This window comes from Streptomyces sp. NPDC006925 (assembly GCF_042869575.1).
In the GTDB taxonomy this organism is placed as follows: domain Bacteria; phylum Actinomycetota; class Actinomycetes; order Streptomycetales; family Streptomycetaceae; genus Streptomyces.
Map to the genome: position 1 here is coordinate 258,709 of NZ_JBIAGB010000002.1, position 21,389 is coordinate 280,097.

At 73.1% G+C, this 21,389-nt stretch carries 16 protein-coding genes and 2 pseudogenes; 11 read left to right on the forward strand and 7 right to left on the reverse strand.

The window, feature by feature from the left end; genetic code table 11:
- The first annotated feature begins 192 nt into the window (after nucleotides 1-192).
- Nucleotides 193-1,554 carry a glutamine synthetase family protein gene (locus ACFYNS_RS03855; protein WP_019358688.1) on the forward strand — a complete coding sequence of 454 codons (1,362 nt, stop codon included), beginning with the start codon at nucleotides 193-195 and terminating at the stop codon, nucleotides 1,552-1,554.
- Nucleotides 1,555-1,798: 244 nt separating this feature from the next.
- On the forward strand, nucleotides 1,799-4,822 hold the full coding sequence (locus tag ACFYNS_RS03860) for a bifunctional [glutamine synthetase] adenylyltransferase/[glutamine synthetase]-adenylyl-L-tyrosine phosphorylase (protein ID WP_388600878.1): 3,024 nt from the start codon (nucleotides 1,799-1,801) through the stop codon (nucleotides 4,820-4,822).
- 67 nt (nucleotides 4,823-4,889) lie between these two features.
- On the opposite strand, the gene ACFYNS_RS03865 is transcribed toward ACFYNS_RS03860, so the two are convergent.
- The 3 genes and pseudogenes from ACFYNS_RS03865 to ACFYNS_RS03875 all read right to left on the reverse strand — a co-directional run.
- Nucleotides 4,890-5,792 (reverse strand): phosphatase PAP2 family protein, encoded by a 903-nt coding sequence (locus ACFYNS_RS03865; RefSeq protein WP_388600588.1) that lies wholly within the window; start codon nucleotides 5,790-5,792, stop codon nucleotides 4,890-4,892.
- Nucleotides 5,793-5,828: 36 nt separating this feature from the next.
- Nucleotides 5,829-6,905 (reverse strand): LacI family DNA-binding transcriptional regulator, encoded by a 1,077-nt coding sequence (locus ACFYNS_RS03870; RefSeq protein WP_360293417.1) that lies wholly within the window; start codon nucleotides 6,903-6,905, stop codon nucleotides 5,829-5,831.
- A 250-nt stretch (nucleotides 6,906-7,155) separates the two neighbouring features.
- Nucleotides 7,156-7,242: pseudogene (locus tag ACFYNS_RS03875) on the reverse strand (alpha-amylase family glycosyl hydrolase); the annotation flags it as partial.
- A 134-nt stretch (nucleotides 7,243-7,376) separates the two neighbouring features.
- Here ACFYNS_RS03875 and ACFYNS_RS03880 point away from each other — a divergent pair.
- From ACFYNS_RS03880 to ACFYNS_RS03900, 5 genes and pseudogenes are all read left to right on the forward strand, one after another.
- A pseudogene (locus ACFYNS_RS03880) lies at nucleotides 7,377-8,653 on the forward strand (extracellular solute-binding protein).
- 647 nt (nucleotides 8,654-9,300) lie between these two features.
- On the forward strand, nucleotides 9,301-10,227 hold the full coding sequence (locus ACFYNS_RS03885) for a sugar ABC transporter permease (protein WP_360300789.1): 927 nt from the start codon (nucleotides 9,301-9,303) through the stop codon (nucleotides 10,225-10,227).
- A 5-nt stretch (nucleotides 10,228-10,232) separates the two neighbouring features.
- Complete coding sequence (locus ACFYNS_RS03890) at nucleotides 10,233-11,063, forward strand: carbohydrate ABC transporter permease (RefSeq protein ID WP_360300792.1); 831 nt, start codon at nucleotides 10,233-10,235, stop codon at nucleotides 11,061-11,063.
- A gap of 73 nt (nucleotides 11,064-11,136) precedes the next feature.
- Nucleotides 11,137-12,798, forward strand: coding sequence for a glycoside hydrolase family 13 protein (locus ACFYNS_RS03895; RefSeq protein WP_388600590.1), 1,662 nt, complete (start codon nucleotides 11,137-11,139; stop codon nucleotides 12,796-12,798).
- Nucleotides 12,795-13,808 (forward strand): LacI family DNA-binding transcriptional regulator, encoded by a 1,014-nt coding sequence (locus ACFYNS_RS03900; protein ID WP_360300797.1) that lies wholly within the window; start codon nucleotides 12,795-12,797, stop codon nucleotides 13,806-13,808. The genes ACFYNS_RS03895 and ACFYNS_RS03900 overlap by 4 nt, the downstream gene beginning before the upstream one ends.
- A 63-nt stretch (nucleotides 13,809-13,871) precedes the next feature.
- Here the strand turns inward: ACFYNS_RS03900 and ACFYNS_RS03905 are convergent, their stop codons facing one another.
- On the reverse strand, nucleotides 13,872-14,594 hold the full coding sequence (locus ACFYNS_RS03905; RefSeq protein ID WP_360300799.1) for a DUF4386 domain-containing protein: 723 nt from the start codon (nucleotides 14,592-14,594) through the stop codon (nucleotides 13,872-13,874).
- An 89-nt stretch (nucleotides 14,595-14,683) separates the two neighbouring features.
- Between ACFYNS_RS03905 and ACFYNS_RS03910 the strand changes: the two genes are divergently transcribed.
- The gene (locus ACFYNS_RS03910) at nucleotides 14,684-15,181 is read left to right on the forward strand and encodes a MarR family transcriptional regulator (protein WP_360300802.1); all 498 of its coding nucleotides are present in this window, start codon (nucleotides 14,684-14,686) and stop codon (nucleotides 15,179-15,181) included.
- Between the two features lie 72 nt (nucleotides 15,182-15,253).
- On the opposite strand, the gene ACFYNS_RS03915 is transcribed toward ACFYNS_RS03910, so the two are convergent.
- Nucleotides 15,254-15,931: a response regulator transcription factor gene (locus tag ACFYNS_RS03915; RefSeq protein WP_360300805.1), complete on the reverse strand. Its 678-nt coding sequence runs from the start codon at nucleotides 15,929-15,931 to the stop codon at nucleotides 15,254-15,256.
- Nucleotides 15,932-16,084: 153 nt separating this feature from the next.
- Between ACFYNS_RS03915 and ACFYNS_RS03920 the strand changes: the two genes are divergently transcribed.
- The 3 genes from ACFYNS_RS03920 to ACFYNS_RS03930 are packed head-to-tail and all read left to right on the forward strand — an operon-like array spanning nucleotide 16,085 to nucleotide 18,094.
- On the forward strand, nucleotides 16,085-17,047 hold the full coding sequence (locus ACFYNS_RS03920; RefSeq protein WP_360300807.1) for an ABC transporter ATP-binding protein: 963 nt from the start codon (nucleotides 16,085-16,087) through the stop codon (nucleotides 17,045-17,047).
- Nucleotides 17,044-17,811 (forward strand): ABC transporter permease, encoded by a 768-nt coding sequence (locus ACFYNS_RS03925; RefSeq protein WP_388600595.1) that lies wholly within the window; start codon nucleotides 17,044-17,046, stop codon nucleotides 17,809-17,811. The genes ACFYNS_RS03920 and ACFYNS_RS03925 overlap by 4 nt, the downstream gene beginning before the upstream one ends.
- A complete protein-coding gene (locus ACFYNS_RS03930) occupies nucleotides 17,804-18,094 on the forward strand; it encodes a hypothetical protein (protein WP_388600598.1) in 291 nt (96 codons plus the stop codon). The genes ACFYNS_RS03925 and ACFYNS_RS03930 overlap by 8 nt, the downstream gene beginning before the upstream one ends.
- A gap of 86 nt (nucleotides 18,095-18,180) precedes the next feature.
- Here ACFYNS_RS03930 and ACFYNS_RS03935 read toward each other — a convergent pair whose 3' ends face one another.
- The gene (locus ACFYNS_RS03935; RefSeq protein WP_388600601.1) at nucleotides 18,181-20,229 is read right to left on the reverse strand and encodes a hypothetical protein; all 2,049 of its coding nucleotides are present in this window, start codon (nucleotides 20,227-20,229) and stop codon (nucleotides 18,181-18,183) included.
- Nucleotides 20,230-20,258: 29 nt separating this feature from the next.
- Entirely contained in the window at nucleotides 20,259-21,383 is a 1,125-nt protein-coding gene (locus ACFYNS_RS03940) for a histidine kinase (protein ID WP_388600603.1), read from the reverse strand.
- Nucleotides 21,384-21,389: the final 6 nt, after the last annotated feature.

Sequence of the window (21,389 nt, forward strand, 5' to 3'; positions counted from 1 at the left end):
GGCCGGTCCCCGGGACGCCCCGGCGGCAGGTCGCGCTGCGTGCCCGGGCGGGTGCGCGGTGCTCGTCGGCACCTGCTGTGAAACGATCGGATCGGGGCGTGCAACCCCGTGGAAACCCCGTGGTGGAATGCTGAGACGGCCCCGTGCGCCGGGGGATCTGAGCGAACCTCTCCGACCTGCAAGGATAGGCTCATGGACAAGCAGCAGGAATTCGTCCTCCGCACCCTGGAGGAGCGCGACATCCGGTTCGTCCGACTCTGGTTCACCGACGTCCTCGGCTTCCTGAAATCGGTCGCGGTGGCCCCCGCCGAACTCGAACAGGCATTCGACGAGGGGATCGGCTTCGACGGCTCGGCCATCGAGGGATTCGCCCGCGTCTACGAGTCCGACATGATCGCCAAGCCCGACCCCGGCACCTTCCAGATACTGCCGTGGCGGGCCGAGGCTCCCGGTACCGCGCGGATGTTCTGCGACATCCTCATGCCGGACGGCTCCCCCTCCTACGCCGACCCGCGCTACGTCCTCAAGCGCGCGCTCGCCAAGGCGTCGGACCTCGGGTTCACCTTCTACACCCACCCGGAGATCGAGTTCTACCTGCTCAAGAACAAGCCCGTGGACGGCACCCGCCCCGTCCCCGCGGACTCCTCCGGGTACTTCGACCACACCCCGCAGAACGTCGGCATGGACTTCCGCCGCCAGGCCATCACCATGCTGGAGTCGATGGGCATCTCCGTCGAGTTCTCCCACCACGAGGGCGCCCCCGGCCAGCAGGAGATCGACCTGCGCTACGCCGACGCGCTCTCCACCGCCGACAACATCATGACGTTCCGCCTCGTCATGAAGCAGGTCGCCCTCGAACAGGGCGTCCAGGCCACGTTCATGCCCAAGCCGTTCTCGGAGTACCCCGGCTCCGGTATGCACACCCACCTGTCGCTGTTCGAAGGCGACCGGAACGCTTTCTACGAGTCCGGCGCCGAGTACCAGCTCTCCAAGGTGGGCCGCTCCTTCATCGCCGGGCTGCTCACTCACGCGGGTGAGATCTCCGTCGTCACCAACCAGTGGGTCAACTCCTACAAGCGCATCTGGGGCGGAGCCAACCGCACCGCGGGCGAGGGCGGCGAGTCCCCGTCCTACATCTGCTGGGGCCACAACAACCGCTCCGCACTGGTCCGCGTCCCGATGTACAAGCCCGGCAAGACCGGCTCGACGCGGATCGAGATGCGCTCCCTCGACTCGGGCGCCAATCCCTACCTCGCCTACGCCGTGCTGCTCGCCGCCGGCCTGAAGGGCATCGAGGAGGGGTACGAACTCCCCGCGGGCGCCGACGACGACGTGTGGGCGCTCTCGGATGCGGAGCGGCGCGCCATGGGCATCGAACCGCTGCCGCAGAACCTCGGCGAGGCGATCAGCCTGATGGAGCGCAGCGAACTGGTCGCGCAGACGCTCGGCGAGCATGTTTTCGACTTCTTCCTGCGGAACAAGAAGCAGGAGTGGGAGGAGTACCGTAGCGAGGTCACCGCCTTCGAGCTGCGCAAATCCCTTCCCGTGCTGTGAGGTGACCGGCCCGCGGGGCCGGTCGCGGCGCCGGGTCCGGAGCACCCCGGGCGCCGCGGACAGCGCTCGGCGCAGCCGCGGGGAGGGCGGCTCGCGCCGCGACCGGAAGGGCGGCCCGCGCCGCAGCCGGGAGGACGTTCCGCGCGGGAGCGCGCGGCGCGCCCTCCGCGGGAGCGCACCGCGGGCGCGGGTACCCCCGGCCGAGGGCCGGGGAGGGGCTGGGAAAGGACGGCAGGGAGTGAGCGTGACACCTGAGGGGCGCCGGGGAAGCCGGTACGGGCGGTTGCTGCGGCACGGCTTCACCGACCCGGAGTCCGCCACCCGGCTGCTCGACGCCGCCACCCTGGCCACGGTCCGCGACGACGCGCTCTTCCTGGACGCGCTCGGCGCCACCGCCGATCCGGACCTCGCGCTCGTCGGCCTCGTCCGCCTCATCGAGGCGCTGGAGGCCGTCGACAAGGACGCGCAGCCCCTGCTGGACACCCTGCTGACCGCCAAGCCGCTGCGCGACCGGCTGCTCGGCGTCCTCGGCTCCTCGGACGCGCTGGGCGACCACCTGGCCGCCCACCCGCACGACTGGGAGGCGCTGGTCACCTACGAGTCGGCGGACCTCAACCCGGGCATCGCGGAGTTCGAGACCGCGATGCAGGACGTCGACGGACCGGACGCGCTGCGGGTCGCCTACCGCCGGGCACTGCTGTCGATCGCCGCGCGCGACGTGTGCGGCACCAGCGATGTCGCGCAGACCGCAGCCGAGCTCGCCGACCTGGCCACCGCCACCCTGCGCCGGGCGCTCGCGCTCGCCGAGGCGGCGGCGCCCGAGGACGCTGCCGCCTGCCGGCTGGCGGTCGTGGCCATGGGCAAGGCGGGCGGGCACGAACTCAACTACGTCTCCGACGTCGACGTCATCTTCGTCGCCGAGCCGCCCGGCGGCGCCACCGGCGGACGGGGCGCGGACGCCCCCGAGGACGGTGAGCAGGCACTCAAGGCCGCCACCCGGCTGGCCGCCCACATGATGCGGATCTGCTCCGACACCACCGGCGAGGGCACCATCTGGCCGGTCGACGCCAACCTGCGCCCCGAGGGCCGCAACGGCCCCCTCGTCCGCACCCTCAGCAGCCATCTGGCCTACTACCAGCGCTGGGCCAAGACCTGGGAGTTCCAGGCCCTGCTCAAGGCCCGGCCGATGGCGGGCGACGCGCAGCTGGGCTACGAGTACGTGGACGCCGTCACCCCGATGGTCTGGCAGGCTGCCGAACGGGACAACTTCGTCACCGACGTCCAGCAGATGCGCCGCCGGGTGGTCGCCAGCATCCCCGCCGCCCAGCTCGACCGGGAGCTGAAGCTGGGGCCCGGCGGACTGCGGGACGTCGAGTTCGCCGTCCAGCTCCTGCAACTGGTGCACGGCCGCAGCGACACCTCGCTGCGCAGCCCCACCACGCTGGAGGCGCTCGACGCGCTGGCCGCGGGCGGCTACGTGGGCCGCCAGGACGCCGCCGCCCTGGACGCGGCCTACCGGTTCCTGCGCACCATGGAGCACCGCATCCAGCTCCACCAACTGCGCCGCACCCACCTGATGCCCGAGGCGGAGGCCGACCAGCGGCGCCTCGGCCGCTCGCTGGGCTACCGCAGCGAGCCGGTCACCGAACTCCACAAGGCCTGGCGGCGGCACGCCGCCGCGGTCCGCCGACTCCACGAGAAGCTGTTCTACCGGCCGCTGCTGGACGCCGTGGCGCAGCTGGAGGCCGGACACGAACGCCTCTCCCCGCAGGCGGCCCGACAGCGGCTGGAAGCCCTCGGCTACGCCGACCCGGCCGCCGCGCTGCGCCATCTGGAGGCGCTGGCCTCCGGCGTCACCCGCAAGGCCGCCATCCAGCGCACCCTGCTCCCGGTGCTGCTGGGCTGGTTCGCCGACTCCTCCGACCCGGACGCCGGGCTCCTCGGCTTCCGCAAGGTCTCCGACGCGCTGGGCAAGTCGCCCTGGTATCTGCGGCTGCTGCGCGACGAGGGGGCCGCCGCCGAGAACCTGGCCCGCGTCCTGTCCGCCGGCCGGTTCGCGCCCGACCTGCTGCTGCGCGCACCCGAGGCGGTCGCCCTGCTCGGCGACGAGCACGGGCTGCGCCCCCGGTCGCGGGTCGCGCTCACCCAGGAGACGCTGGCCGCCGTCGGCCGCGCGGAGGGCTCCGAGGCGGCCGTCGCCGCGGCGCGCGGGGTGCGGCGCCGCGAGCTGTTCCGCACCGCCGCCGGCGACCTGATCGGCGCGTACGGCACCGAGGACGTCGCACAGCAGGAGCCCGCCGAGGCCCTGGACCGGGTGGGCGACGCGCTCACCGACCTCAACGCCGCCACCCTAGCCGGAGCGCTGCGGGCGGCCGTCCGCCAGCAGTGGGGCGACGAGCTGCCCACCCGGTTCGCCGTCATCGGCGTCGGCCGCTTCGGCGGCCACGAGATGGGATACGGCTCCGACGCCGACGTGCTGTTCGTGCACGAGCCCCGGGACGGGGTCAGCGAGCACGAGGCGGGCAAGGCGGCCTTCGCCGTCGCCACCGAGATGCGGCGGCTGCTGCAACTGCCCACGTCCGATCCGCCGCTGCTGATAGACGCCGATCTGCGCCCCGAGGGCAAATCCGGGGCGCTGGCCCGTTCGCTGAGCTCCTACGCGGCCTACTACGACCGCTGGTCCGTGGTGTGGGAGAGCCAGGCGCTGCTGCGGGCCGAGTTCGTCGCGGGCGACGCGGGACTGGGGGAGCGGTTCATCGAACTGATCGACCCGCTGCGCTATCCGCGGGGCGGCCCTGGCGAGGACGCCGAACGGGAGATCCGCCGTCTCAAGGCCCGGATGGAGGGCGAGCGGCTGCCGCGCGGCGCGGACCCGACGACCCACGCCAAGCTGGGCCGCGGCGGGCTGACCGACGTCGAGTGGACCGTGCAGCTCACCCAGTTGCGGCACGCCGCCGAGCTGCCCGCGCTGCGGACCACCCGCACCCGGGTCGCGCTCGCCGCCGCCCGGGAGGCCGGACTGATCGACGCCGACGACGCCGAGGTGCTGGACGAGGCATGGGTGCTCGCTTCGCGGGTGCGCAACGCGGTGATGCTGGTGCGGGGCCGGCCGGGCGACACCTTCCCCTCCGAGTCCCGGGAACTGGGGGCCGTCGGCCGCTACCTCGGCTACGAGCCGGGGCACGTCGGCGAGATGCTCGACGACTACCGCCGGGTCACCAGGAGGGCCCGAGCCGTCGTGGACCGGCTCTTCTACGACACGGAGTGAAGCGCCGCCGCGCACCGGCGGGCAGGCTCTCCCCCGGGACGGCCCCCGCCGGGCGCGAGGGGCCCGCTCATACCGGCGCTGCGGCCAACCGCGGCAGCCGGTAGGGCAGCCGCCCGTACCAGGCGCGGGCGAGGCCGTAGCCGAGGGCGAGGCACAGCAGCCCCCCGACGGCGTCGAGCCAGAAGTGGTTGGCGGTGCTCACGATGACGGTGAGCGTCGCCACCGGGTACAGCACCCCCAGGATCTTCCCCCACAGCGGGCGCGCCAGCATCGCGATGGTGATGCCGCACCAGACGGACCACCCTATGTGCATCGACGGCATGGCCGCGTACTGGTTGGACATCTGCGCCAGGTTCCCCGACGCCATCGACCCCCACGTCTGGTGCACCTGCACGGTGTCGATGAAGTGCCCGCCGGCCATCAGCCGCGGTGGCGCCAGGGGGAAGAGGTAGTAGCCCAGCAGCGCGCTGCCGGTCGTCGCGAAGAGCACCAGCCGGGTGGCCGCGTACCGCCCCGGATGCGCCCGGTAGAGCCACACCAGCACGCCGATCGTCACGATGAAGTGCAGCGTGGCGTAGTAGTAGTTCATCGAGACGATCAGCCAGGTCACCCCGCCGATCGCGTGGTTGATCGACTGCTCGACGGCGATACCGAGCGTGTGCTCGGTCCGCCAGATCCAGTCGGCGTTGTGCAGCGCCTCGGTGCGCTGCTCGGGGACCGCGTTCCGGATCAGCGAATACGTCCAGTAACTGACCGCGATCAGGACGATCTCGAACCACAGCCGGGGATGCCGGGGCGAACGCCACCGCGCCAGCAGCCCACGCCCTGCGGAGCCGACATCGGCGGAGGTGTCCTGTCCCGCCGGGGCCTGCGCCGCATCCGCTTCGGTGCGCGCAGCGCTCTGCTCCGCCGGGGCTTCGGTGGAGTCCTGCCGGCTGCTGTCTTCGGTCCTCGTGGTCGGTGCCCCCATAGACCGACAGTCTGCCAGACGGGGGGCAGGCCCCGATCATCCTGCGGTCGGGTCTTGGACCTCCGCCGTCGTCCGCTCGGCGGAGGCCGCGGGGCCGCTCCTCCTACGGGATGCGGTGGAGCCGCGCACCACCAGCTCGGGCAGGAACACGAACTCGCTGTGCGGCGCCGGGGTGCCGCCGATCTCCTCCAGCAGAGTCCGTACGGCGGCTTGCCCCATCGCGGTGACCGGCTGCCGGATCGTGGTCAGTGGCGGGTCGGTGAAGGCGATGAGCGGGGAGTCGTCGAAACCGATGACCGAGACGTCGCCGGGCACCGCCAGCCCCCGCTGCCGGGCCGCGCGGATCGCGCCCAGCGCCATCATGTCGCTCGCGCACACCACGGCGGTGCAGCCCCGCTCCAGCAGTGCTGCGGCGGCGGCCTGCCCGCCCTCCAGGGTGTACAGGGAGTGCTGGACGAACTCGGCGGGATCGCGGCCGTCGGTCCCGAAGTGCTCCCGCACGGTCCGGGTGAAACCCTCGATCTTACGCTGGACGGGCACGAAGCGCTCGGGGCCCAGGGCGAGGCCGATCCGCTCGTGGCCGAGCGAGACCAGATGGGTGACGGCCAGCCGCATGGCCGCCCGGTCGTCGGGCGAGACGAACGGCGCCCGCACCCCCTCGGAGAAGCCGTTGACGAGGACGAAAGGGACGCCCTGGCCGTGCAGCCGCTCGTACCGGCCGGTGTCGGCCGTGGTGTCGGCGTGCAGCCCGGAGACGAAGATGATCCCGGCGACACCCCGGTCCACCAGCATCTCCGTCAGCTCGTCCTCGGTGGAGCCCCCGGGGGTCTGGGTGGCGAGCACCGGGGTGTAGCCCTGCCGGGTGAGGCCCTGCGCGATGACCTGCGCGAAGGCCGGGAATATCGGGTTCTCCAGCTCGGGCGTGATCAGCCCCACCAGGCCCTCGCTGCGGCGGCGCAGCTTGACCGGCCGCTCGTACCCGAGCACGTCGAGCGCGGCCAGCACGGATTCGCGGGTGGTCGCGGCCACTCCCGGCTTGCCGTTCAGCACCCGGCTGACCGTGGCTTCGCTGACCCCCGCTTGTACTGCGATGTCAGCCAGCCGCGCGGTCACAGGACCGGACCTTACCGGCCGCGGATCACGCTGCCCACCAGATGCGGGAATTGGCCGGAATGCGCAACTGGTCCGCGGGCGCTCCGGCCTCCATGGCATCCCGGGACTCCTCCGGCACGGAGCAGAGCAGCAGTTCGCCCGGGGCCGTCGTGCACACCGTCTCGTCCCGGGTGTTGAGCAGGCAGACCGGGCCGGGCCAGACCAGACCAGACCGGGGCCGGGCCGGGCCGGGCCGGGAGAAGACCGGCACCCCCAACCGCGGGTCGACGGCGCGGTGGTCGGACACGTCGTAGCCGCCGTCGGCCTGCGGAGAGGTGTCGAACGGCGTCAGCCACACGGTGCCTTGCAGAAATTTGCGGCAAGGTCTTTCTTCCAGGTGTGAGCACTGTTACGTTCCTCCGCAGCCGGGCGCCGCCACATACCGGCAGAAGCCAGGGCGTGCGCCTCTTTCACCTTGCGGAGGGATCGGACATGCGGCGTGGCATAGGCGCCACCGCGCTGATAGCGGGGCTGGCACTTGCGGCAACGGCTTGCGGCAGCGACTCGGACGACGCCCGAAGCGGCGCCGACGGAAAGATCGAGGGAACCGTCACCTACTGGGACACCTCGAACGACGGGGAGAAGGCGACCTACAAGAAGATCGCCGAGGACTTCGAGAAGAAGCACCCGAAAGTCGACGTCAAGTACGTGCACGTCAACTTCGGCGACGCCAACCAGAAGTTCAAGAACGCCGCCGGCGGCAACTCCGGAGCACCCGACGTGATGCGCACCGAAGTCGCCTGGGTCGCCGACTTCGCCAACCTCGGCTACCTCGCCCCGCTGGACGGCACCCCCGCACTCGACAACGCCTCCGACTACCTGGAGACGGCCGCCGGCTCCACCCGCTTCGGAGGCAAGACCTACGCCGTGCCGCAGGTCACGACACACTCGGGCTCTTCTACAACAAGCGGCTGCTGAAGAAGGCCGGAGTCGAGGTGCCCACCTCCTTCGCCGAACTGAAGAAGAACGCCGCGAAGATCAAGGACAAGACCGGCGCCACCGCGCTCTACCTCCGCGGCGACGACCCCTACTGGTTCCTCCCCTACCTCTACGGCGAGGGCGGCGACCTGATCGACGCCGAGCACAAGAAGGTCACCGTCGACGACAAGCCCGGCGTGCGGGCCCTCGCCACCATGAAGGACCTCGTCGACTCCAAAGCGGCCGTCACCGACTCCAGCGACGGCCAGGAGAACGGCATCAAGGCGTTCCAGGACGGCGACGTCGCCATGATCATCGACGGCCCCTGGGACATCGCCCTCGCCCGCGAAGGCAAGGAGTTCAAGAACAGGGACAAGGACGACAACCTCGGCGTGGCCCCCGTCCCCGCGGGCAGCAAAGCCCAGGGCTCCCCGCAGGGCGGCTGGAACCTGTCCGTGTACGCCGGAACGAAGAACATGCGCGCCGCGCAGGAGTTTGCCAAGTACATGAGCAGCGCCGAAGTGCAGGCCCGCACCACGGAGGAGCTGTCGCTCCTGCCCACCCGCAAGTCCGTGTACGAGAAGGACGCCGTCAAGAAGAACGAGATGGTCAAGTTCTTCCGCCCCGCCGTCGCCAAAGCCGTCCAGCGGCCCTGGATCGCCGAGGGCAACTCGCTCTTCGAGCCGATTCGGGTCGGCGTCGACGGGGTCCTTGCCGGGGGGAAGTCGCCTGCGGCGGCCGCGGAGGGGACTGGCGACAAGTTCCGCAAACTCCTGAAGGGCTACCACTAGCCCTCGCCGGGCGCCCCCTTCGCGGGGGCGCCGCCGCCCCTTTGCGGGGTGCGTTCCCCTTTGCGGGGTGCGCCCCCCCCATCCCGTTGTTTGCCGGGTGCGGCGCCGTTGTCGGGGGCTTCGCCCCCGAGCCCCCTTTGTCCTCGCCGGACGGGCGTTGGGGCGGCTCTGCCCCCCAACACCCCCCGCTAGTGGGCTTCGCCCCCTAGGACCCCCAGCCGCACCCATGTGAAGCCTTGCGTTCGTGTACTCCGGGGGCTGCCTTTGGTCCGTTGTCTGCGGGAAGTGTCCTGATGCCGTCCGTCACAGCACAAGAGCGCTCCCGCAGTCGGGAGTCCTCCGGCGGTCGCCGGATACGGGAGGGGGAGGTGTTGGTGCCTGGGGGCTTCTAAGGGGGCGGAGCCCCCTTAGCGGGGGCCGTTGGGGGGCAGCGCCCCCCGACACGACCTCTCGGCGGCAGCCGAGAACGACGGGGGCGTGCCCCCACAACGCAACGCACCCCGCGAAGGGGATAGCCGAAAACGCCAGGGGGTGTGCCCCCACAAAGCAAGGCCCCCCGCGGAGGGCAACCGGACCCCGCGAAGACGCCCCCCGCGAAGGGAGTCGCACCCCCGTGAAGGGGGTGGACGAGGACTTGGGAAGGTCGGATGAGGAAGGTCAGAAGTTGGGCGGCGCGGCACTGGTACGCCTGGACGATGGTGGCCCCGGTGGTCCTGGTGATCGGGCTGATCGTCGGGTACCCCCTCGGCAGAGGTGTCTACCTGTCGCTCACCGACGCCGACGAGGCGAACGTCGAGCGTACGATCGGCGTCAACCACATCCCGGCCACCTATGAGTTCACCGGTCTGGACAACTACCGGGCGATCCTCTCGGACAGCGTCTTCTGGGACCGGTTGGGCTGGACGGCGCTGTGGACCACCGGGTGCGTGGGGGTCACGTTCACGCTGGGGTTGACGCTGGCTGTCATGCTCAACCGCAAGGTGCGCGGGCGCTCGTTCTATCGGGTCGCGATGATCGTGCCGTGGGGCATTCCGGCGTTTGTCTCGGTCTTCGCCTGGAAAATGCTGTTCAACGAGAAGCACGGGCTGCTCAACAAGGTTCTCTCCGGTGGCGGCGTCGACGGCGTCCCGTGGCTGGGTGACCCGGTGTGGGCCAAGGTGTCGGTCATCGCGGTGAATGTGTGGCTCGGCGTACCGTTCATGATCGTCGCGATGCTGGGCGCGCTGCAGGCGATACCCGGCGAGTTGTACGAGGCGGCCGAGATGGACGGCGCCGGCCCCTGGCAGCGTTTCCGCAACATCACGCTGCCGGGTGTGCGCTCGGTCAGCAGCACGGTGGTCCTGCTCAGCACCATCTGGACGTTCAACATGTTCCCGGTGATCTTCCTGCTCACCCGGGGCGGGCCGGAGGACTCGACGGAGATCCTGGTGACCTATGCCTTCCGGCTCTCGTTCGTCAACAGCCCGCGCGACTTCGCCACGTCGGCGGCCTGGGGCGTGCTCATCCTGCTGCTGCTGTCCCTGTTCACGGTCGTCTACCGGCGGGCGCTGCGCCGCCAGGGAGAGGCGTGGTGACAACCATGAGAACGACGAAGAGAACTCCGCTCGCCTCCGCCGGACTGCACGCGGGCCTGCTGCTGGGCACGGTGTGCGCGCTGTTCCCGCCACTGTGGCTGCTGGTGACCTCGTTCAAACCGGAGAGCGAGTCGTTCACCACGGCGCTGGTGAGGGACTTCACCTTCACCAACTATCGGCATGTCATCGCCGACACGCACTTCCTCACCTGGTTCGGCAACTCGCTGATCGTCGTGGTCGGCACCACGGTGGTCGGCGTGCTCATCGCGGCCACCACCGGCTATGCGCTCAGCCGGTTCCGCTTCCCCGGTATGCGGCCGCTGATGTGGGTACTGCTGATCACCCAGATGTTCCCGATGGCCGTGCTGATCGTCCCGCTCTACAACACGATGGCGAAGTTGGGCCTGCTCAACCAGCCGCTGGGGCTGATCATCACCTATCTGACGATCGCCGTGCCGTTCTGCGCGTGGATGATGAAGGGCTTCTTCGACACCATCCCCGTCGACATCGACGAGTCGGGCCGGGTCGACGGGCTCAACCCCTTCGGTACGTTCTGGCGGCTGATCCTGCCGCTGGCCAAGCCCGGGATCGCCGTCACCGGCTTCTACACCTTCGTGACCGCGTGGGCGGAGGTCGCCTACGCGACGGCCTTCATGACCGGCGAGGAGAACCTGACTCTGGCGGGCGGCCTGCAGACCTTCGTCAACCGCTACGGCGCCGACTGGGGTGCCATGACGGCGGCGGCCGTGGTCATCGCCGTACCGGCCGCCGTGGTCTTCGGCTTCGCGCAGCGCCATCTGGTCGGCGGCCTCACGGCCGGCGCCACGAAGACCTAGGCCCACGCCCCCGCGGCGAACCCCGATCCGTATCCCGCCGACGGCGGGACCACGCCAACCCCTCAGGGACGACATGACTCAGCACAGCAGCGCACCGCAGGCCGACGGCGCCGTGGGCCCGCGCGTCCGGGCCGCGCGTCCGGACGCCGCCTCCTCGGCGCCGTCCGGCGCGTCCGGCTGGTGGCGGGACGCGGTGATCTACCAGGTGTATCCGCGCTCGTTCGCCGACGGCGACGGGGACGGCATGGGCGACCTGCCCGGTGTGCGGCAGCGGCTGCCGCACCTGGCCGCGCTCGGGGTGGACGCCGTCTGGCTCAGCCCCTTCTACGCCTCACCGCAGGCCGACGCCGGCTACGACGTCGCCGACTACCGGGCCATCGACCCGATGTTCGGCACGCTGCACGACGCGGACGCCCTCATCCGGGACGCGCACGCGCTCGGGCTGCGCGTCATCATCGACATCGTCCCCAACCACTCCTCCGACCGGCACGAGTGGTTCGTGCGCGCGCTGGCGGGCGATCCGGCGGCCCGTGAGCGCTACCACTTCCGCGCGGGCCGCGGGGAGCGGGGCGCGTTGCCGCCCAACGACTGGGAGTCGGTCTTCGGCGGTCCCGCCTGGAGCCCGGTGCCCGGCGCTCCAGGGCTGTGGTATCTGCACCTGTTCGCGCCGGAGCAGCCCGACTTCAACTGGGAGCATCCCGCGGTACGCGACGAGTTCCGTTCCGTGCTGCGGTTCTGGCTGGACCTGGGGGTGGACGGCTTCCGCGTCGATGTGGCCCACGGCCTGGTCAAGGCGGCCGGGCTGCCCGACATGGGCAGCGGCGAGCAGCTCCGTCTGCTGGGCACCGCCGAGCTGCCGTTCTTCGACCAGGACGGGGTGCACGAGATCTACCGCTCCTGGCGGCAGGTGCTGGACGAGTACCCCGGGGAGCGCATCGGTGTCGCCGAGGCGTGGGCGCCCAGCGCCGAGCGCACCGCGCTGTACGTCCGCGCGGACGAGCTGCACCAGGCGTTCAACTTCCACTATCTGGGCACCGGCTGGGACGCGCCGGCGCTCCGCGAGGTCATCGACGCCTCCCTCGCTTCGCTCGGCGCCGTCGGCGCACCGGCCACCTGGGTGCTGTCCAATCACGACGTGGTCCGCCACCGCACCCGGCTGGGCGGCGGTGCGTCCCGCGCCCGTGCCGCCTCGCTGCTGATGCTGGCGCTGCCCGGCTCCGCCTACGTCTACCAGGGCGAGGAGCTGGGCCTCCCGGAGGTGACGGAACTGCCCGACGAGGCCCGCCAGGATCCTTCGTTCTTCCGGGACAACGGGCAGGACGGCCTCCGCGACGGCTGCCGCGTACCGCTGCCCTGGGAGAGCGACGGGCCCTCCTTCGGCTTCGGGACCGGGGGAAGCTGGCTGCCGCAGCCGCCCGAGTGGGGCGAGCTGTCCGTCGCGGCGCAGACCGGCGACCCGGATTCCACCCTGGAGCTGTACCGGACCGCGCTGCGGGTGCGCCGCGAGCGCCCCGAGCTGGGCGACGGCGAACCGCTGGAGTGGCTCACGGCGCCCGGGGGAGTGTTGGCCTTCCGCCGCGGTGGGTTCGTGTGCGCGGCCAACACCGGCACCGAGCCGGTCGCACTGGACTTCCGTACCGGCGCACTCCTCCTCGCCAGCGGTCCGCTGCCCGGGGCGGAGCCCGGCAGGACCGTACTGCCCGGCGACACGACCGCCTGGTGGGCCGGGCGATGACCACGGCGCTCACCGCGCGGCTGGCCGACATCGCCGTGCAGGCCGAGGTCAGCGAGGCCACGGCCAGCCGGGTGCTGAACGGCAAGCCGGGGGTGGCAGCGGCGACCCGGCAGCGGGTGCTGGCCGCCGTCGACGTGCTCGGCTACGAGCGCCCGGCGCGGGCCAGGCAGCGGAGTGCGGGGCTGGTGGGGCTGGTCATCCCGGAGCTGACCAATCCGATCTTCCCCGCGTTCGCCCAGGTCATCGAGCAGTCCCTGTCCGGGTACGGGTTCACGCCGGTGCTCGGGACCCGGATGCTGGGCGGCGCCACCGAGGACGAGTTGGTCGGTCAGCTCGTGGAGCGGGATGTCTCCGGGATCATCTTCCTCTCCGGGCTGCACGCCGACCTGACGGCCGATCCTTCCCGCTATGCCCGACTGGCGGCCCGCGGCGTGCCGTTCGTACTGATCAACGGGTACAACGACGAGATCAGCGCGCCGTTCGTCTCCCCGGACGACGAGGCGGCCGCGGCGATGGCCGTCGAGCATCTGCGCCAACTGGGCCACGAGCGGATCGGGCTGGCCGTCGGCCCGGAGCGGTTCGTCCCCACCCGGCGCAAGGTGGCCGGGTTCACCCGCGCCATGGAGCGCGGTGGGGCCGAGCCGTCGATCCGGCACACCCTCTTCACCGTCGAGGGCGGGCACGCGGCGGCCGGGGCGCTGCTGGACGCGGGCTGCACGGGCATCGTGTGCGGCAGCGACCCGATGGCCCTGGGCGCGGTACGGGCCGCGCGGCAGCGGGGGCTGGCGGTACCGGGGGAGGTGTCGGTGGTCGGCTACGACGACTCCGAGTTCAACGCCTTCACCGATCCGCCGCTGACCACCGTCCGTCAGCCGGTCCGGGCGATGGCCAACGCCGCCGTGCACGCCCTGCTGGAGCCGATGGGCGGCAGCCCGATGGCGGACACGGAGTTCGTCTTCCAGCCGGAGCTGGTGGTCCGGGGCTCGACGGCGCACGCACCCCGCGGCTGACCGGTGCGCCGGAGGTGCCGCACCCCGCGGGGTGCGGCACCCGTCGTGGCCGCGGCCGGTGGCTCATCGGCGGGGCGTGGGCCGGGCGCGGGGCAGCAGGATCGCGACGCACACCAGCCACACCAGCCCGCCGAAGCGGACGACCGGCAGCAGGAAGTTGAACGGGTCGGCCACCAGCGACAGCAGCGAGAGCATTCCTGCCCCGGCCAGCACCAGTCCGGCCCAGGCCGGCGTGCGGGCCAGCAGCCCGCTCAGCAGGCCCGTCACCGAGACGCCCGCGAGGAGCAGGGCGAACATCGCCGTGTAGGCGACGCCGCCGAACAGGAACGACAGGTCGGCCAGCGCGCGGGCGAGCGCCGGATCGGCGTCCATGGGCAGCCGGCTGACGGCCTGGCCGAACAGTGCGCTGCCGCTCAGCGCTGCGGCCCCCAGCACGCCGCCGGCCAGGGCGATGGTCGGGCCGGGAGCGGTGACCCCGAGCGCCCGCAGCCGACGGTGGACGAGAGCTGCCAGGAGCGCCAGCGGCACCGCGGAGGCGAGCAGCAGCAGGGAGCCGACCTCGATGGTGGTGCTGCTGTCCCGTGCGTATGCGAGCACCTTTCGGCCTTCGGCGTCGGGACGCGGGGTCGAGCTGTTGGCGACGACGTAGCCGATGGTCAGCGCGACGAAGGCGAGTACGGGTGCCAGCAGTGGAGGGCCGCCGTGCGGGTGGCGGTCGGGTTCGGGGCCGGACGCGGTGCCGTGCTCGGGGGCCGGTGCGGCGGCGGCCGGAGTGGACGGGTACATGGGTGCTCCTCCCGTTGGCCGACCAGACGGTCGATGCATTGGATAATGATTACAGTACGAAACGATTGTCAAGCCGCTATGATGTCCCCATGGGAATGACTCATGAGGGCGAGCGACCGGACGCGCCCCCGGTCGGCGCCGCGTTCCTGCTGGCCCAACTCGGTTCGCACGCAGCCAAGCTGTTCGCCGAGCGCATCGCGGAGCTCGACCTGACCCCGCCGCAGAGCGGCCTGCTCCGGCTGCTGGCCGGCTCTCCGGGCCGCAGCCAGCGCGAACTCGCCGACGACCTGGGCATGCCGCCGAGCAGATTCGTCGCGTTCGCCGACGAACTGGAGCAGCGCGGCCTCATCGAGCGGCGCAGAAATCCCGCGGACCGACGCCTGTACGCGGTTCACCTGACCGACCGCGGTGAACAACTGCTGGGCGAACTGCGGAAGCTGGGAGCCCGACACGAGAGACAGCTGACCGAGGGGCTCTCGGACGCGCAGCGCCGACAGCTCACCGGGCTGCTGCAGTGCGTCGCCGAACAGCAGGGGCTCGCCCCCGGCGTGCACCCCGGCTTCCGCTCGGTCCGCGACGGCCGCTGATCCGCCCGGTCCCGCCCGGTCCCGGCCGGTCCCGCCAGGTCCCGGCCGACGGGAGCCGCGTCGACCGCGGGGTCAGCCCTCCGCGCCGGCGTCCGTACCGTCCGGCACCAGGCCCGCCTCGTGGGCCAGGACCGCGATCTGGACGCGGTTCCTCAGCTCCAGGCGGGCGAGGACCTGGCTGACGTAGGTCTTCACCGTGCCCTCCACCACATGCAGCCGGTCCGCGATCTCGGCGTTGGACAGGCCCGCGCCGACCAGACCCAGCACCTCGCGCTCGCGCGGCGTCAGGGCCGCCGTGCGGGCCCGCGCGTCGGCCCGGCGGCCCAGCCGCCCGCCCGCCATCTGCGTGATCACATGCCGGGCCACGGTGGGGGAGAGGTAGGCACCTCCGCCGTGCACCGCGCGCACCCCGGCGAGCAGTTCACCGGGGTCGCCCGACTTGAGCGCGAACCCGGCGGCACCGGAGCCGAGTGCGGTCGCGATGTACTCCTCCTCGTTGAAGGTGGTCAGCATCATCACCGCGCTCTGTGGGCAGGTACGGCGCAGTTCGGCCGCGGCCCGCAGACCGTCCAGGTGCGGCATCCGGATGTCGAGCAGACACACGTGCGGACGGTGCCGCTGGGCCAGCGCAATCGCCTCGCGCCCGTCGGCGGCCTCGGCGACCACCTCGATGTCCCCGGCCGACGCGAGGATCGCCCGGACCCCGGCCCGGATCATCGCCTCGTCGTCCGCCAGCAGTACCCGGATCATGGTGTCTTCCCCGTCCTCGCCCGTGTCCTCACCCGTGGTGAGGCTCTCACGCTAACCTCCGTGTGCCGTGGCCGCGGACCCTGACGAAAGTGCAGGGATGCCGTTGACCCACGTGCCCTGTCCCCGCTCCGGGGGCCGCATAGCGTCCCCGGCATGCTCACACTGCGCGGACTCACCAAGAGATACGGCGAGAAGACCGCCGTCGACGACCTGACCCTCGACGTGGCGCCCGGCAAGGTCACCGGTTTCCTGGGCCCCAACGGCGCGGGCAAGTCCACCACCATGCGCATGATCACGGGACTGGACCGGCCCACCTCCGGCAGCGCGCTGGTCCAGGGGCGGCCCTATGCCGGTCTCGACCGCCCGCTGCGCACCGTCGGCGCGCTGCTCGACGCCCGTGCGGCGCACCCCCGCCGCACCGCGCACCGGCACCTGCTGGCGATGGCCCGCAGCAACGGCATCCCCGCACGCCGGGTGCCCGAGGTGCTGGAGGCGGTCGGCCTGGCCGACGTGGCGGACAAGCGGGCCGGGTCCTTCTCGCTGGGCATGTCCCAGCGTCTGGGCATCGCCGCCGCCTTGCTCGGCGACCCGGCGGTGCTGCTGCTGGACGAGCCGGTCAACGGGCTGGACCCGGACGGGGTCCGCTGGGTGCGCACGTTCCTGCGCTCCTTGGCCGACGAGGGCCGCACCGTCTTCCTCTCCAGCCACCTGATGAGCGAACTGGAGCTGACCGCCGACCGGGTGGTGGTGATCGGACGCGGCCGGCTGCTGGCCGACGGGACCGTCGCGGAGGTGGTCGCCGCCGGTACCCGCCGCACCGTGCGGGTGCGGGGGCCCGAGCCCGGGGGGCTGCGGCTGCTGGCCGACCGGCTGGTGGCGGCGGGCGCCGAGGTGGACTGGACCGGTCCGGAAGCGCTGGCCGTCGCCGGAGCGTCGGTCGAGGACGTGGGCGACCTCGCCCACCGGGCGCACGTCCGGCTGCACGAACTGCGCGCGGAGGAGGCGTCGCTGGAGGAGGCGTACCTGCGGCTGACGTCGGACAGCGTGGAGTACGCGCAGACCGGCGCGGCCGACCAGGACCGGGTCGCCGCCGGGGAAGCGGAGGTGGTCCGGTGACCGCCGCCGCGGAACCGGTTGCCCGCACGGTCCGCCGCCGTACCGCCCTGCGGTGGGCGGTGGCCGCCGAGGGGACCAAGCTGGTGTCCCTGCGCTCGACCTGGTACCTGCTGCTGGGCGCGCTCACCCTGACCGGGCTGGTCGCCTCCGCCACGGGGGTGCTCACCCACGATCCGGGCGCCTCGCCCGGCGACCCGGCCGTGGTGGCCGAACTCAACGGCACCTGCCTCGTGCTGGCCTCGCTCGCCATGCTGGCGGTGACGGGCGAGCAGGCCACCGGAGGTGCGGCGACGGCCCTGCTGTGCGTACCCGACCGCATCCGGCTGCTGACCGCCAAGGCGCTCACCCTGGGCGCGGTCGTCTTCGCCGCCGGGCTGGCGTGCGCGCTGCTGGGCGCGGTCTGCGGCGCACTGGCCCTGGACCGGAGCACGTTCGACGCCGCCGGGACAGCCGGTCAGCTGCTGGCCGTCGCGGTGCACGCCGCGCTGCTGGGCACGCTCACGCTGGGGCTGGCCGTGGTGGTGCGCCGCTCGGCGGGCACGATCACGGCGCTGTTCGGACTGCTGTTCCTGCTCCCGGTGGCGCTGGACCCGGTGCCCGGCGCCGATACCGCGATCGACCTGCTGCCGGGCAGCGCCTCCGAAGCCTGGCTGCTGGGCGGCAACGGCACTGTGGAGCGGCCCGGCGGACTGCTGGCCCTGCTGGTGTGGGCGCTGGGCGCGCTGCTGCTGGCCGCGATGGTGAGCCGCCGCCGGGATGCGTGAGGCCGGTTTGCGGGCTCGGCGGCCCGGCGCCAACGCGGCGAGCCGGGCCGCCAGTTCGCCCAGCGGGGCCGTCCTCGGATTCCTGCCGCACGATGCCCGCAGCACCCGGCGGCTCTGCTCGTCGTGCAGCGCGCTCACCGCGACCGGCGCCACGAAGCTGTGCACGAGCCGGCTCTCCAGCTCCTGGCGTGGCAGCGCCCGCGGCGCCTCCGACCAGGACGGCGCCGTGGTCCCGGCGAGCCCCACCCAGGAGCGCACCACCAGCGCCGGCCGCGCCCGGTGACCCGGTGCCCGGTGACCCGGTGCCCGGTGACCCGGCGCCTGGTGACGTGGTGTCGGGCCGGAGGCCGGGGTGCGGCAGGTCTCGGGTCAGTCCGGCGGGTCGACGGGGGCGGGCGGTACCGCCGGGGCGGTGCCGTTCCCGCGCGTCGCCGCGAGCCGGACCGACGCCTCCCGCCCGGCGCGCACCGCCAGCGTGTTGCCCACCGCCTCCGCCGGGCCGCCCAACAGGCCCTCGCCGCGCGCCCGCAGCCGGCTGACGCCCTCGTCCCCGGCGGCCAGCACATACCAGCGGCCCTCCGTCGACCGCCACAGCAGCCCCGTCAGTACCGCCCGCGCTTGCGGCCCGCACACCCGGCTGTCCTCCAGCCGGGAGGTCACCGCCCCGGGGCGGCCCGGAGCACCCGCCGGCGGCTGGAACTGCGTCATCACCCGGGCCCCGGTCCCCCGCCAGGTCGCGGCCCTGGTGCACACCCACGCCGCCTCGCCGTCCCCGTCCGGCAGCCGCTGCCGTGCGAACTGCCAGGAATTGACGGCCCTGACCCCCCGGTCCAGCACCGCCGGGAGGTGGCATGCCGTACGCGCCAGTCGCCTGCGGGCCGCGGCGCCGGTCGCGGGCGCCCGCTCGGCGCCGTCGGTCAGCCGTGCCGGGGTCAACTCGCCCAGATCCGTGTAGAGCTGCAGGCGCCGCGCCGCCCCCGGGCTGCCCCGCAGCGCCAGCCCCGGCCAGCTCTCGCAGTGCCGCGGCAGCGTGACCGGCAGCGGCACCGGTCCGGTCACCCCGTCCGCGCTGCGGGAGAGCGTCCGGCCCGCCTCGTCCGCCGGGTCCAGGAGGTCCACCCGGGCCGCGCGGGTGATCCACGGCGCCGTCAGATACCGCACCTCGCCGCCGCGCCGGGTCACGGCCAGGGCCCCGGACTCCGCCGTCCCCGCACCTGCCGCGCGGGCCAGCTCCAGCGAAACCCCGTCCCTGGCAGTGGCCGAGCCGTCGTCCGGGTCCAGCGGCTCGGTGTACCGCGCCACCCGCAGCCCGTCGTACAGCAGCACCACGGCGGCCCCCGCCGGCCGCCCCGCGTACAGCAGTTGCGGCGGTCCGGGCGGTGGGCCCTTCGGGGTGCCGGGAGCGGCTTCGACCCGGACGTCGGCCCGTGGCCGCGCCCAGGTGACCAGCGCCCGGCGCAGCAACGATTCGTCGCGGGTGAGCGCACCGCGCGCCGGCCAGGCCCCGAAGTCCGTCCGGGAGGCCCGCCGCCAGGCACCGGCCCGCGCCCGCACCAGCGCACCCGGATCCAGGGCGTGCTCCGCGTCGGAGCCGCGCACCAGCGGGGGCCGGGCGGCGGCGTCCGGCCCCCAGGTGTCGCCCGGCACCCCGAGCAGCCCGCAGCACACCAGCGCCGCGAGCGCCGCGGCCCCGGACCTCCGCCGCTGCCGGCGCCGCCGCACCGTGTCGAGGGCGTGCCGGATCCCGGCGCCGCCCCCGCACAGGGGGCACGGCTTCCCGCCCGGTGCGGAGGCGGGTGCGGGTGCTCCGGGGCCACCGGGTGCGTCCGGCATCTTCGCCGCGGCCGGCGCCTGTGGCGTGTCCGTTGCCGTGTCCGCCGCATCCACTGCGTCCGCCACGTCCGCCGCGTCCACTGCGTCCGCTGCACCCGTGCCGCTCGCGGGCCGCTCCGGTGCGGCGGGGCCGGCCGCCGCTGGTGCCGGGGCCGCCGCCCGGGCCCGGGCCAGCGCCGCGTCCGGGTCCCGGACGCGGGCGGCGCGCAGCAGCTGCCGGATGTCCGGATCGGCCATCCGCTCCAGGTGCCGCAGCGCGTACGCGGCGCGGGCCGGGGCACCGCCGCGGGGGAGGGAACACGGCAGCCACGGGCCCCGCGGCCGGGCCAGTGCCGCGCGGAGCACCCGCAGCCGCAGCCACACGTAGACCGGGTCCTCGTCCGCCGTCTGCGGGCGGGGAAGGGCCGCCGTTGACGTGCACCGGCGGGGCAGCGCCCCGCAGGTCACCGCGTGCGCGGCGGGAGCGCGGCGGGGGCCGTCCTCCAGCACGCAGTAGGCGAGCCGGACCAGCCTCCCGTAGTGCTCCACGAGGGCGAGTTCGGCCTGCTCGACGTCCAGCGTCGCGGTCCGCTCACTCACACCCACTGAACGAGGTGTCCGGGCCGGGGGTCACCTCACTCGGCCGCGTGGACGGCCGGGACCTCCAGGGTGATCATCGTGGGTCCGCCGGGCGGGCTGCTCAGCGCCAGTACGCCGTCGAACTGGGCGAGCCGGCGCTGGACGCCCTCCAGGCCGGAGCCGGAGCCGAGCGCAGCGCCGCCCCGGCCGTCGTCGGTCACCGTCACCCGGATCGCGGAGCCGTCCGGAGCGCCGACGTACAGCACGTCCAGCCACACCTTCGCGGCCCGGGAGTGCTTGGCGGCGTTGGTGAGCAGCTCGCTGACGGCGAAGTAGACCGCCGACTCCAGGGGTTCCTCGAATCGGCCCGGCAGCTCGATGTCCTCCTCGACGGGCACCGGCATCCGCAGCGCCAGCGCCCGCAGCGCGTCGGGCAGCCCGCGCTCGGCGAGCACCGGGGGGTGGATGCCCCGCACCAGGTCGCGCAGTTCGGTCAGCGCCTCGGCGGAGTTCTCCCGCGCCTGCGCGATCATCTGCTTGGCGCGGGCCGGATCCCGTTCGACCAGCGCCTCGATGGTGCCCAGGCTCATGCCCATGGCGACCAGCCGGGCCTGTGCGCCGTCGTGCAGGTCCCGCTCGATGCGGCGCAGTTCGGCCGCCGAGGTGTCCACCGCGTCGTGCCGCGTCTCGTACAGCTCCGTCACCCGCCGGGACAGCAGCATCTCCCGGGTGGGCTCCAGCATCCCCTTGGTGAGCTGGAGGTTGAGCGGCAGCAAGGGCGGCAGCAGCGCGGTGACGAAACCGGCCGTCGTGTCGGCGGACAGCCACGCCATGTCGCGCCAGGTGGCCGGGTCCTTGAGCAGCAGGGTGCACCGCTCCACCTGCCCGACGACACCGCCGCGCAGGTCCCGCGGCCAGGGCCGGTACGGTTCGGGCACCTCCAGCCCGGCCCAGGCGTGCACCAGCCGCCGCCGCTGGTTGGCGTACCAGCGCACGGCCTGCTGGGTGGGCGGCGTGGTCACGACGCCCACCCCGATCGGCAGCAGCACGATCGAGACGAGGGAGAGGGTGAACAGCAGGATGGACAGCGGGAGGGTGACGACCGCGAGGGCGGGCCCCCTCACGAGCGCCAGCATCAGTTCGTGCGACTGCACCGCGGCCCGCGGTCTGTCCTCCGTCACGTCTCC